11 protein-coding genes are annotated in these 13,229 nt (G+C 59.0%); 5 read left to right on the top strand and 6 right to left on the bottom strand.

What is annotated here, in order from left to right:
- Nucleotides 1–35 precede the first annotated feature (35 nt).
- The 6 genes from C814_RS18590 to C814_RS18565 form a co-directional block, all read right to left on the bottom strand.
- Complete coding sequence (locus C814_RS18590; protein ID WP_016316966.1) at nt 36–629, bottom strand: flavin reductase family protein; 594 nt, start codon at nt 627–629, stop codon at nt 36–38.
- A 212-nt stretch (nt 630–841) separates the two neighbouring features.
- The gene (locus C814_RS18585; RefSeq protein ID WP_016316965.1) at nt 842–1,801 is read right to left on the bottom strand and encodes a phosphoglycerate dehydrogenase; all 960 of its coding nucleotides are present in this window, start codon (nt 1,799–1,801) and stop codon (nt 842–844) included.
- On the bottom strand, nt 1,798–3,048 hold the full coding sequence (locus C814_RS18580; protein WP_016316964.1) for a glycerate kinase type-2 family protein: 1,251 nt from the start codon (nt 3,046–3,048) through the stop codon (nt 1,798–1,800). The genes C814_RS18585 and C814_RS18580 overlap by 4 nt, the downstream gene beginning before the upstream one ends.
- Nucleotides 3,049–3,116: 68 nt before the next feature.
- Nucleotides 3,117–4,445 (bottom strand): enolase C-terminal domain-like protein, encoded by a 1,329-nt coding sequence (locus tag C814_RS18575; protein WP_016316963.1) that lies wholly within the window; start codon nt 4,443–4,445, stop codon nt 3,117–3,119.
- Nucleotides 4,446–4,481: 36 nt separating this feature from the next.
- Nucleotides 4,482–5,399, bottom strand: a complete 918-nt coding sequence (locus C814_RS18570; protein WP_016316962.1) for a dihydrodipicolinate synthase family protein — start codon at nt 5,397–5,399, stop codon at nt 4,482–4,484.
- A 227-nt stretch (nt 5,400–5,626) separates the two neighbouring features.
- Entirely contained in the window at nt 5,627–6,481 is an 855-nt protein-coding gene (locus C814_RS18565) for a hypothetical protein (protein WP_016316961.1), read from the bottom strand.
- A 537-nt stretch (nt 6,482–7,018) separates the two neighbouring features.
- Here C814_RS18565 and C814_RS18560 point away from each other — a divergent pair.
- The 5 genes from C814_RS18560 to C814_RS18540 all read left to right on the top strand — a co-directional run bounded on the left by C814_RS18560 (nt 7,019) and on the right by C814_RS18540 (nt 12,763).
- Complete coding sequence (locus tag C814_RS18560; protein ID WP_016316960.1) at nt 7,019–8,131, top strand: type 2 periplasmic-binding domain-containing protein; 1,113 nt, start codon at nt 7,019–7,021, stop codon at nt 8,129–8,131.
- A 168-nt stretch (nt 8,132–8,299) separates the two neighbouring features.
- Nucleotides 8,300–8,737, top strand: coding sequence for a tripartite tricarboxylate transporter TctB family protein (locus tag C814_RS18555; protein ID WP_016316959.1), 438 nt, complete (start codon nt 8,300–8,302; stop codon nt 8,735–8,737).
- An 18-nt stretch (nt 8,738–8,755) separates the two neighbouring features.
- The gene (locus C814_RS18550; RefSeq protein WP_016316958.1) at nt 8,756–10,252 is read left to right on the top strand and encodes a tripartite tricarboxylate transporter permease; all 1,497 of its coding nucleotides are present in this window, start codon (nt 8,756–8,758) and stop codon (nt 10,250–10,252) included.
- 15 nt (nt 10,253–10,267) lie between these two features.
- Nucleotides 10,268–11,788, top strand: a complete 1,521-nt coding sequence (gene garD, locus C814_RS18545; RefSeq protein ID WP_016316957.1) for a galactarate dehydratase — start codon at nt 10,268–10,270, stop codon at nt 11,786–11,788.
- 66 nt (nt 11,789–11,854) lie between these two features.
- Nucleotides 11,855–12,763, top strand: coding sequence for an AEC family transporter (locus C814_RS18540; RefSeq protein WP_016316956.1), 909 nt, complete (start codon nt 11,855–11,857; stop codon nt 12,761–12,763).
- Nucleotides 12,764–13,229: the final 466 nt, after the last annotated feature.

Here is a 13,229-nt window from a genome sequence, read left to right as displayed (position 1 = left end):
GTAACCTGTCCCTTCCCTCCATTAAACTGATGGTTTTATCTGGCCCGCCTGCCGGCCTGTTTCCGGGGCGGCTTTTTCCGGACCGAGAATCCAAACGTCCCCAGCCGCTCCCCCAGGGCGAAGTATTCCCCATGCGCGTAGGCCGCCAGCCCCGCCCTGGAGAGGTGGAGTTTCCCCTCGCGGTCGACCAGCTGCTCGTCCACATCCACCGCGACGATCTCCGACAGGAACATCTCGTGGCTCCCGAGCGGGAGGATCTGCTTTACCCGGCATTCGAGCGAAAGCGGGCTTTGCTCGATCAGCGGTGCGGAAACCTCCGATGCGGGAACAGGGGTCAGGCCGCAGTGGGCGAACTTGTCTAGTTCACGTCCCGACCGCACCCCGCAGAAGTCCGCGGCGCGCACCAGCCCGGCGGTGGTCAGGTTGATGACAAATTCACCCGATTCCCGGATCAGGCCATAGGAGTACCGCTCGGGGCGTACCGAAATATAGGTCATTGCAGGGCGGGTGTTGACGATTCCCGTCCATGCGATGGTCAGCAGATTGGGCGCTTCCACTGTCCCGCAGCTCACCAATGCGGGAGGGGACGGCGCGAGCAGTGCGCCCGGTTTCCAGACCAGCTTTGCCATTGAAACTCTCCCTTTTGTCATTAGAATGTTTGGGCCTTTTTGCCGTATTTCGATTATAGTATACCACGGGCGCCCCCAAACTACAACGCCTTGTGTCCGGACGGTTAAAAACGGCGGGGTGAGGAGCCGCGCGGCAAAAGCTGTGCCGGGTCCGGCATACAGAAACAGGGGCTGACCGCCCAGATGAGCGGTCAGCCCCTAAAAACGCCTTTTTACACCAGACGGTTCTTTTCGGACAGATGCCCGGCCAGGAAATCGAGCAGGTTCTGTGCGGCAACCTCGTTTAACCGGGTAAACGCTTCGTTGGTAAACGAAGCGGTATGCGGTGTCAGCACCGCGTTCGGGCAGCCGGCCAACGGCGAATCGGTGCAGGGCTCGCTGTCGTAGGCATCCACGCCGGCGCCCGCCAGATGCCCGCTCTCCAATGCGGCGCGCAGGGCTTTTGCATCCATCACAGGCCCGCGGGCGGTATTGATGAACACACTGCCCGGCTTCATCTGTGCGAACCGCTCCGCGTTGAACATCCGGCGGGTCTCATCGGTCAGCGGCATATTGGCTGAGACATAGTCGCTCTCTGCCAAAAGCTGGTCCAGCGGGGCATAGTGCACCCGATACTGCTCCTCCCACTCGGGACGCGGATGGCGGCAGTAGTAGAGGACCCGCATCCCAAACGGAACCGCACGCAGTGCGACTTCTTTTCCGATCCCGCCGAAACCGACCAGCCCCAGTGTTTTTCCGCTGGTGCCGGACGTATAGTTCCGCTGCCATATCCCCTGCTGCATCTGGGCGTTCTGTTTGTGGACGCGGCGTGCAAAATAGAGGACATAGGCCATTACCAGCTCGGCGCAAGCCCCCTCGATTGCCCCCAGTGCGCGGCACACGGTAACCCCGTGATCCCGGCAGGCGTCCAGATCGACCGAATCATAGCCGATCGAACGGCGGGAGATCAGTTTCAGGTTGGGCAGGCGCTCAATCAGCGCGCGCGGATACGGTTCCAGCCCCGAGATGGCAAGGTCGGCATCTTTCAGGACGTCATACATCGTTTCCAGGCTGGTGCTCGTGCTGAATCCCTCGGTGCTGTGGTCCTCGATCGCAAGACCGGAGCTTTCCAGCAGGGAAAGCGGGCGCGGGTCCCCGGTGGAGAAATCCCGGGCGGTAATCACGAGTTTCATGCGCCAGCCCCCTGACCGTTGAGCAGCGCGACCGCAACATCGTTGACATTGGTGCCGGTCGGGCCGGTCATAATCAATCCATCCACCGCTTTCAGGGCGTGGTAAGCGTCGTTCTCGCGCAGGACGCCGAATACGTCGATCCCTTTGGCGCGCAGTGCAGCCCCGGTTTCACCGTCCACATAACCGCCCGCCGCGTCGGTGGGGCCGTCGGTCCCGTCGCTGCCCACCGAAAAGACAGCCGCACCCGTCAGGCCCGCGATGCCCGGTGCAGCCGCGAGTGCCAGCTCCTGATTGCGTCCGCCCAGGCCCTTTCCGGTCAGGTGCACCACCGTTTCACCGCCCGCGATCCACGCCATGCGGCGACCGTCGTCCGCGTGGGTGCGCAGGATATTGGCGAGGAAGCCGCCGGCCTCCCGGGCCTCACAGCTCAGGCGGTCGGTCAGCAGGACCGGCTCATACCCAAGCGCGCGGCACTCCGCTGCCGCCGCGGAACAAAGCTCCCGCACGCTGCCGGTGATCTGGGTGGTTACGTTGTCCAGCGCTTTCGGGGTCTCCTGCCGCAGAAGCTCCATCGCCTTTTCCGAGAAATTGAGGTGGTATTTTTCCACGATCGCAACCGCCTGCTCACAGGTGGAAGCGTCCGGGCAGGCGGGGCCGCTGGCGATCATGTCGAGCGGGTCGCCCAGGATATCGCTCAGGACGATGCTGAACACCTGTGCCGGTGCGCAAAGCTCGGCAAACCGTCCGCCCTTGACCCGGCTGAGCCGTTTACGGATGGTGTTCATCTCAACGATGTCCGCCCCACAGGCGAGCAGCTGGCGGGTGATGTCCTGTAACTCCTCACCCGAAACGAGCGGCTGTTCAAACAGCGCGCTGCCGCCACCCGAAAGCAGGAAGAGAACCGTGTCCTCGGGTTTCAGGCCCCTGACCAGCTCAAGCGCGTGGCCGGTGGCGGAAAAGCTGCCCTCATCCGGCACCGGATGTCCGCCCTCGTAGCAGTCGACACCGGGGATCTGCCCCATCACATGGTCATATTTGGTGACTACCACACCGCCGTCCACCTGGCCGAGCGCCTGCACTGCGGCATTGGCCATCTGCCAGGCGGCTTTCCCGGCAGCGACCAGCAGGGTTTTACCGCCCCGCGGCTGGTAGGACTTCAATGCGCGCTGCACCGCGGAATCGGGCAGGACGGCTTTCAGGCTGGCGGAGATGATCTTGTCCGCATCGTTGCGCAATGGTTGGTTCATCAGCTTTTCCTCCTGTAAAACCGGCAGGCAGGGAGGAATCCCCGGCCTGCCGGTCGTTGTTATTTGTATTAGCGTACCATGCAGGGGCGCTTGTTGTCAAACTTCCAGCCCGGGATCAGGTACTGCATCCCGATCGCGTCATCACGTGCACCGAGGCAGTTGTCCAGATAGAGCTTGTTCGCTTTCATCACCTGCTCGCGGTCGACCTCAATGCCAAGGCCGCCCTTCTTCGGCAGGTCGATGCATCCATCCACAATCTGCATCGGCTCTTTGGTCAGCCGTTCGCGGCCTTCCTGCCAGATCCAGTGGGTGTCGATGCCGTTCATCTTGCCCGGGATCGCGGCCGCGCACTGGACCACCATTGCCAGCGAGATGTCAAAGTGGTTGTTCGAATGGCAGCCCCACATCATGCCGAAATCGTTGCAGAGCTGGCCCACCCGGACCGAGCCGTTCATCGTCCAGAAATGCGGGTCCGCCAGCGGGATGTCCACGCTGTTGAGCGCGATGCAGTGGCACATCTGGCGCCAGTCGGTGTTGATCATGTTGGTGGCGGTGGGCATACCGCTCGCCTTCTTGAATTCGGCCATGACTTCACGTCCGGAGAACCCGTTCTCCGCACCGCAGGGGTCCTCGCAGTAGGCGAGGACTTCTTTCAGCTGCGGGGCGATCTCGAGCGCTTCCGCAAGGCTCCAGCAGCCGTTCGGATCGAGGTCGACACGCGCCTCGGGGAACGCCGCCTTGATCGCCTGGACCGCTTTCAGTTCCTCCTTGGGCGCGAGGACGCCGCCCTTGAGCTTGAAGTCCACAAATCCGTATTTCTCGTGGGTTGCCTTTGCGAGCGCAACGATCGCTTCGGGGGTCATTGCCTCCTCATGGCGCAGGCGGTACCAGTCGCATTCGGCGTCCGGCTCCTCCTCGTAGGGAAGGTCGGTTTTCTTGCGGTCGCCCACATAGAAGAGGTAGGAGAGGAACTGCACCCGATCCCGCTGGATGCCGTCACCCATCAGTGCGGCTGCCGGGACGTCGAGGAATTTGCCCAGCAGGTCGAGCAGAGGCGCTTCGATCGCGGTGACCACATGTACGCCGGTGCGCAGGTCGAAGGTTTGCAGGCCGCGCACATCGTCCTTGATGTTTGCATCCAGCCATGCGCGTACTTTGTTCAGCGTCTGCTTATAGTCGGCGATGCTGGTGCCGATCACGAGGTCTTTCACTGCTTCAAGCGCGTTGGTGATCTTCTGGCCGCCCGGCACCTCGCCCACGCCCTCGGCCCCGTTGGAGTCGGTGAGGATCACGATGTTGCGGGTAAAATAGGGGGCATGCGCGCCCGAAAGGTTCAGTTCCATGCAGTCATGGCCTGCGACCGGATAAACTTCCATTTTGGCAACGGTTGGGATCATAAGGTCATTTCTCCTTTTCAAAAAAGATGCACGATTTCAGATCAGATTCATGTCAACAAGCACCTGACGCAGCTTTTCCTTCTCGTCGGGGCGCAGCTCGGCGATCGGCTCGAGGCATTTTCCGACCGGGATTCCCTGCAGGACAAGCCCCTCTTTGATCACCTCGGGGAAGGTACCCATGCCGCAGGCGATGCGCAGCGGAGCGAGGCGGTACTGGGCTTCCAGAGCGCCCTTCCAGTCCCCGTCCATAAACTTGTCGTAGATATCGGCAACCACACGGGGCGCCACATTTGCGCAGGATGCCACCGCGCCCGAGCAGCCATAGTGCAGCGCGGCATAGATGAGGGTATCGCGGCCCATCATGACGTTGAAATGGTCGCGCTCTTCCATCGTCAGGCGCAGATATTCACCGGTATTGGTCATGTCGCCGGTGGAATCCTTCACGCCGATGATGTTGCCGCAGTCCTTCGCCAGACGCGCAGCAGTCGCGGGGGTGATGGTTACATTGGTTTTGGGCAGGTTGTTATACATAATGACCGGCATGGTGGTGCTGTCGGCAATCGTCTTATAGTAGGCATACAGCTCATCCTGAGTCTGGCTGACGAACATCGGCGTCAGAACGCTGACGGCATCATATCCACCGACCCCTTCCACCAGCTTGATCAGCCGCACAACCTCGCGGGTGGTGATATGGCTGCATCCTGCAATCAGCTGGATGGGTTTGCCGTACCGGTTGGTTTTGCCGGCCACAGCATCGCGCACTGTTTCGATCGCCTTGACGTATTCCTCATCCGAGACAGCATAAAATTCCCCGGTGGTGCCAAAGGGGAACAGGCCATGGACACCGTTGTCAACCAGATGGACAGCCATCTTGGCAAGCGCGGGATAATCAATGCGTCCGTTTTCATCAAACGGGGTGATGATAGGCGGGATAATGCCATAAGGTTTGTACATGATAGGATGCCCTCCTTAATGATGGCCGCAGACAGAAGCGGCCTTCGCGGTTTTCAGCATCGGCCTGACAGTGCCGGCTCAGGATTTGTGTCGAATCCGTCTTTTAGTGTAAAGATTTCGTGCGCCGGATACAATAGGCAAAACCACGAAACGCGCAGCAGTTCCCTGTCCAATCTGTTGAAATTTCAAAATTAGAAACAATATTTTTCATTTCTGAAAAATTTATCTCACTTTTTTGCCGTCAGTGACTGCGCACATCGCAGGATATAGTCTAATTCGGGCAAGGGGTCGAATTGCAGAAGCGCGGCGGTAGGCGCGCTTTTCATCGAGACCGGGCGCGCCAGGAACCGGTCCCGCAGAAAGACGGTCAGCGTGTCCCCCTGCAATGAGAACGCCGCTTTGCCGGGCGTATAACCCGCCAGCTCGCCCGCTTTGCGGAGCAGCTTCCCGGAAGGCTCCCCTGCCGCACGATAGAACACCCATCGGTCGTCCAGCGTCCCGGCAGGCTCAAGGGATGACTGGGCGGCATAAAAATCCTGCCGGATCGGGGTGGGGATCGCGTCGGGGTCGAGCAGCCGCCAGTCCGCGCCGGTATCGGCGGGAAGCTGAAGCCGGACCCATACGCCGCAGGTGAAGTGCACCCGTTTGCGGCCGTTTTTCACCAAATGGAATGTCTGCCCGAAGGTGGCGTCGCAGACCGACACCGGCATCCCGCCGAGCGTCCCGGTGATCCCCTGCACCAACAGGCAGCAGCCCTCTGTTTCGTCGAACGGCATCAGTTGTGCGGCGCGCACCGCGCGCGGGGTGACCGTCCCCCCGCCCCGCTCCTCCGGCGGTTCCGCGCCCAGCTTCTGGCAGACGGTGGATTCCAGATTGGCGCGGATCAGCTCGCGCAGATACTGCTTCTGGCGGCGGCGCAGATAGAAAAGCTGGTAGGCGACCGCCGTTCCCAGCAGCAGGAGGGTGAGCGTCCGGTTGAAAAAGGCGCAGATTGCCGCAGCGCCCAGAAGCGGCAGAAAGGCCAGTACACACATCCGATAGCGGCGGTACTGCCGGCAGAGTTCCTGGAGCGTTTTTTCCATAGTGGTATGTTCCTTTCCTTATTAAGGACCCGTATTCGCGACCATTCGGCACGATCTGAGAGGGCCTTTTTCCGGCCTGCTGTGCCGAAAAATCCTGTAATACACAAAGGATTGTCTGCATTTTTTCGCCTTGCGGGGCAGCAAAATCCCTCGCACATCCAGCATCCCCTGATTACAAATACAGGCTCTAATAATAAACAGTTTGAGCCTAAGATTACAGAATCAGGTCTGCATTTGTAAACTGGTAAAGTGCATAAGAATGCATTTTTATTTTTGTCAAAATCTAAAACTGGAAACCCATCTATCCATATCTCAAGTAAAATAGGGATAAAAACGAAATATAAATTTCACAAAAAATCAAGGAAGATTTCAATTTGTGAAAAATTGGAGAGGATGAAAAATTTGGAGCCTTGTTTTTTCTTTTTTGTCAATAGAAACTTTACAAAAAGTTTGTTATTCTTTAATCACAGCGGTCGGGCAGTGTCGATTCCTACCGTATGGATCAAACACTTTATGAAAAGAAGAAGGAGAAACTTTATGAAACTGAAAAAATTTGTCTCTCTGCTGCTTTCCGGCGCGATGGCGCTCTCTATGGCGGCCTGCACAGTAGGCGGCGGCTCCAACAGCACAGCACCCGCCGCTTCGGGCGGCGATTCCAGCGCCCCTGCGGCAGCGGCTCCGGCCGGCGCGGGTGCGAGCAGCCTGAAAGGGCAGAACGTCCGCGTGGTTATCGGCTCCACCTCCACCTCCGGCGACTCCTACATGATCGCCGACCTGGTCACCCGTTACCTTTCGGCTGAGATGGGCTTCAACGGCAAGGTCGACGCGATTGGAAACGCGGCCGCGCTTGACGAGATTGCCAACGCCAAGGGAGACGGAAAAACAGTCATGATGTTCCACGACATGACCTTCCTGAGCGTCCTGTTCGGCTCGGTTTCCGAGGACTACGCGCTCGAGACAATGACGGTCGGCCCGCGCATTGGGCAGAACCCGGGCGGCTGCTTCGGCGCTGCGGCGGAATCCCCCTACGCCAAGCTGAGCGAGGTCACCCAGTACCTGATCGACAACCCGGATAAGACCGTTTCGTTCAATATTGAGTCGGGCGCAACCTCCCACCTCTGCTTCGCAGCCTACTATCTCTATGTGCAGGAAACCTATGGTGACGAGGTTGCCGGACGGATCAAAGCGATCGTTGGCGGCACCACCGCTGAGAAGCTCCAGCGCCTGTGGGACCGCAATGCGGATGTCATCTATGGCGATACCTCCGCATTTGCCCAGTACACCGAGGACGGCGTACAGGATCAGCTCAAGATGACCATGTTCGGTTCGTGCGGCACTGTCAACGGTGTTGAGATCGATTCGATGGCGGATGATGGCGTCACCTTCAACGGCGCTCCGTTCGACTTTGCGAAGGACTTCGCAATGTACTTCCCGAAGGATATGGACGCTTCGGTTCTGGCCGAGTATGAAGCGGCGATGAAGAAGGTCACCGAGGATCCCCAGTTCCAGGCGGATATGGCGAAACTCTTCTACAACACCCTGAGCGCTGACGAGGTTGGCGTGGAGGCTTCCCAGAAGTTCATCTACGACAAACGCGAGATGTGCTCCGAGCTGATCGAGCGCAGCCCCAGCCTTGACTCCCTGACCTGATTATTCCGGATTCCCGGCGCGGGCGTGCAGTTCTGCGCGCCCGCACTTTCTAGGCCCTGTTTGGAAACTGTTCTGTAATCTTAAAGATTTACTCGGTTTTTTGAAAAAATCGCGGGGTCAGGGGGCAGGGCCCCCGCCGCTAGAATCCATCGCCAAAGGAGTGTTTTCATGATTCAGGTAGTGTACTCAACCGAGCACTGGATCGTCCCGATCATCACGATGGGGGTCCTTGTGGTTCTGCTTGCCGCCATTATCCTCACCGAGGGCCGCGCCCGCGTGCAGGAGGGCAAGCCGTTCTTCCAGAAGCCCGGCAGGTTCTTTCTCGAGAACTATGACAAGATGAAGCTGTGGGGCACGCTGCTCCTGTTTGCAGGCTACATCTTTGCGCTGGACGTCATCGGCTTTACGGTGACCAGTCTGATCTTTGTTTTCCTCTTCAATGTGCTTTACACCGGCACCAGCAAAAAGGCGCTGATCGGCAGCGCGGTCATTGCGGTGGTTGCCTCGCTGCTCATCAGCGTGATGTTCGGCATCGTGTTCAATATCACACTTCCAAGCGGGATGTGCTCGATCACCTTTGCCGACTTCGGCTTTACGATTTATTAAGAAGGGCTGGTGAACTGAATGTTGCCTTTTACCATTGGCATTTCGCAGATTCTGGTCGCCGCGATGGGCGTCGTTGTCGGCATCATATTCGGCGCGATCCCCGGCATGACCGCCACCATGGCGGTTGCGGTATTCCTGCCGCTGACCTATGCCTATGACCTCGAAACCGCTCTTTACCTGCTGCTTGGACTCTATGTCGGCGGTATTTCGGGCGGTCTGATTCCCGCAATCCTCATCAACATCCCCGGCACGCCGTCCTCGATCACCACCACCTTCGACGGCTACCCGATGGCCAAACGCGGCGCAGGCGAGCGCGCCCTCAAGGTTGGTATCGTTGCCAGCTTTGTCGGCGGCATCATCTCCCTGATCGCGCTGGCCCTTTTCACCCCGCTGCTTTCCGCCGCGGCGCTGAAATTCTCCTCAGTTGAAAAATTCCTCATCATCCTCTTTGCACTCACCGTTATTGCGGCGCTCTCCAAAGGGCAGATGCTGCGCGGCATCTTTGCGGGCTTCTTCGGTGTTCTCATCAGCCTGATGGGGATGTTCAGCGTCAACAACGCTTACCGGATGGTCCCCGACTTCATGCGGAGCAAGATGCAGGACGGGTTCCAGCTGCTCCCGGTCCTGATCGGCCTGTTCGCGATCTCCCAGATCTTCGAAGAGGCGGAAGAGGGGATGCGGTTTAAGGTCGAGAAGATGGATAACGGCACCTCTTCGACCGAGAAGTTCTCGTTCGCCGACTTCAAGGGGCAGGGGGTCAACCTGATCCGTTCCTCGCTGATCGGCACCTTTATGGGCGTTCTGCCGGGCGTCGGCGGTTCGGCTGCTTCGATCCTCGCCTATGCGCAGGCCAAAAACTTCTCCAAGCATCCGGAACTGCTCGGCACCGGTGCCGCGGAAGGTCTGGTTGCTTCCGAGGCCTCCAACAACGGCCTGACCGGCGGTGCGCTGATCCCGCTGCTCTCGCTGGGCATCCCGGGCGACTCGACCACTGCGGTCCTCATCTCGGCGTTCATGCTTCAGGGTATCCAGGTTGGCCCGCTCTTCATCACCCAGAACCCCAATACCTGGAATACCATCCTTGTGGCGCTGCTGCTCTGCAATATCATCATGTTTGTCTGCATGTTCTACCCGATCAAGTGGATCAGCAAGATCATCTATATCCCGCGCCAGCGGCTCTATCCGGTCATCATCATGATCTGCATTGTCGGTGCTTATGCCACCAAGAATGGCCGTATCTTCGATGTCTGGGCGCTGCTCATTTTCGGTATTGTCGGATACATCTTCGGCAAGATCAAGATTCCCGCGTCCTGCTTCCTGATTGGATTCATCCTCGGCAAAGACCTCGAAAACTATTTCATCCAGTCGATCAGCGCGTCGGGCGGTAGCCTGATGGTCTTTTTCAGCCGCCCGATCGGCTGGTTCATCTGGCTGCTGATTGTCGCATCGGTCGCCTACGCGCTGTGGGACAATGCCAAAGACAAAAAGAAAAAAGCCGCCGAAGCGGCGCAGTAAACGGGGGTTTCGATTATGAGTGCTCCGCTTGTCATTAAAGTGACTGACAAAGACAATGTCGCGATTGCCGTTCAGGATATCGCGGCTGATACCCTGGTCCTGCCGGGCCTGACCGCCCGTGAGCCGATCCCGCAGGCGCATAAAATCGCCCTGACAGATATTCCAAAGGGTGGAGAGATCATCCGCTATGGGGTGGTTTTGGGATATGCAAAGGATGCAATCCCAATGGGGAGCTGGATCAATGAGCATATGCTCGACCTGCCCGAAAGCCCCGCGCTGGACAACATGCCATTCGGCACAAATCTTGTCCCGGTCGAGGACCTGCCCGACCCGCCGCGTAAAACCTGGATGGGCTACCGCAACAAAACCGGCCCTGCCGGCACCCGTAACCTGTTGGGTATCGTGACCACTGTGCAGTGTGCGGCAGGCGTGGTGCGGGTAGCGGTCGAGCGGATCAAGAAGGAACTGCTTCCCAAATACCCCCATGTGGATGGGGTGGTTGCGATCAACCATCCCTACGGCTGCGGCGTTGCGATCAACGCGCCGATGGCGGTTATCCCGATCCGCGCGATCACCAATGTGATCCGCCATCCGAATTTCGGCGGCGAGATCATGGTGGTGGGGCTGGGATGCGAAAAGCTGACCTACGACCGGGTACTCCCGCCCGAGGACATCACCCCCGAAAACTGCCTGACCCTACAGGACTGGAAGGGCCATGATGCCATGATGCAGGCGATCCTGGACATGGCGGAAACCAAGCTGAAAAAGCTCGATCAGCGGCGGCGCGAGGAGCTGCCCCTGTCCGAGCTGCTCATTGGGATGCAGTGCGGCGGCAGCGATGCGTTCAGCGGCCTGACTGCCAACCCGAGCGCGGGTTACGCGGCCGACCTGCTGGTCAAGGGCGGCGGTACGGTGATGTTCAGTGAGGTCACCGAGGTGCGTGACGGCGTACATATGCTCGCCGCGCGCTGCCCGGACGCACATACCCGCGACCGTCTGGCCGAAGAGATGAAATGGTATGACGACTATCTCGACGCGGGCGGCGTGGACCGCGACGCCAACCCCACCCCCGGCAACAAGAAGGGCGGCCTGGCGAACATTGTCGAGAAGGCCATGGGCTCGATCGCCAAGAGCGGTACCAGCCCGATCGTCGAGGTGCTTTCCCCCGCCGAAAAGCCCACAAAGCATGGCCTGATCTACGCCGCCACCCCGGCGAGCGACATTGTCTGCGGGCCGAGCCAGGTGGCGAGCGGGATCGGGCTCCAGGTCTTTATGACCGGGCGCGGCACCCCGTATGGCCTGGATGTGGCTCCGGTCATCAAGGTATGCAGCCGTAACGAGATGAAGGACCACTGGTTCGATCTGATCGATGTTTCAGCAGGGCCGGTTGCCACCGGCGAAGCGACCATCGCCGAGGTCGGCACCGAGATCTTCAACCTGATTCTGGATGTCGCAAGCGGTGTCAAGGAGCCTTACTCGGATCAGTACGGCTTCCACAACGATATGTGCATCTTTAACCCTGCGCCGATCACCTGACGTAACACAGCCCCGTCCAGCTCTGCGCAGGGCGGGGCATTTTTTCCGGAAAGGTCGTCGAATCGTTTGGAACAGTTTTTCCGCATGGCCGAAATCCAGTCGGTGCTCTTCCTCTATATGCTCATCGGCTGGATCTGCCGCAAAACCGATCTGGTCAAGGCAGCTGCCCAGCCCAGCTTCACCAACTTCCTGCTTTATGTCTCGATCCCCTGCATGGTGTTCCAGTCGTTTGACATGGAATTCACCATGGAGACGCTCTACCGGGGCGCTTCGGTGCTCACGATTGCCACGATTTCCGCACTGGTCTCACTCGTGTTCGGCAGGTATGCCTACAACTGGTGCAACCCAAGGGAAAAATGCATCATGAAATATGGCACCCTTGTCAGCAATTCGGGTTTCGCGGGCTTGCCGGTCATACAGGATGCCTATGGTCAGGATGGACTCTTCCTGGGCAGCCTGTTCATCATCCCCAACCGGATCATGATGTGGTCGGCTGGCATCAGCCTGTTCACCGATGCGCCGCTGAAACAGCGGATCAAAAATGTCATGCTCAACCCGGGGATCATCGCGGTCGAGCTGGGCGTGCTGCGGATGCTCTTTCAGCCTGCGATTCCCCAGCAGCTGAACAAGGCGCTTTCGGCTCTGGGGGCGATGAGCACCCCGCTGGGCATGGTGATTATCGGCATGATCCTGTCGGGCGTCAGCCCCCGTACGGTGCTCGACAAAAAGGCATTTATTCTGGTTGCGGTGCGGCAGTTCCTGTTCCCGCTGGGAACACTGGCGATCCTGCGCCTGCTTGGGACCGATCTGCTCACCCTCCAGATCTCGGTGGTTCTCACCGGTATGCCGGTCGGCAGTTCTACCGCTTTCCTCGCCGACAAGTATGGGGCGGATGCGGTGTTTGCCTCCAAGTGCGTCTTTATCTCGACACTGACCAGCCTCATCACGATCCCGATTCTGACCATATTTTTTTAAAAGCTGCCTGAAAAAGGCAGTAAAGCGGTTCTCCTGCCTTAGCACTTCAAAATACGTGACACGGTTCGCAGCAGGGAAGCAGCCAGGGGTGGCTGGGACTAGGACAGCAGAAATCATGCTCCTTGACCACACTTCCGGGCGCAGGATGCCCGCCTCGGTGTGTCTCGGTTCCGTTCCAAAGCCCCCTGCAAACTGGCTCACAGGTTCTGGATCGGCGCTCCCTATCCCGGCAGTCAGGGTGCATTTACCCGCTCCGCCGAACCCGTTGCAATCTTCACAGAATCTGTTTATACCGAGTCAAAAGTTTCGTCCACCTTTTCAAAGGTGGCGGGGTCGAGGGGCAGTGAGGCAACGGAAGTTTGGGTTCCAGACCAAACTTCCGGGGCGCAAGCGCCCTTCTTCGGGGGTCTTCTCGGGCTTTCAGCCCGAAGCGCGCTTCGCGCGACGCCCCCTCAGTTTGCCTTGC

Origin of the sequence: Anaerotruncus sp. G3(2012) (genome assembly GCF_000403395.2) — a bacterium.
In the GTDB taxonomy this organism is placed as follows: Bacteria; Bacillota; Clostridia; order Oscillospirales; family Ruminococcaceae; genus Anaerotruncus.
The sequence above is the reverse complement of the archived record's forward strand: the minus strand, read 5'-3'. Positions and strand labels throughout refer to the sequence as shown.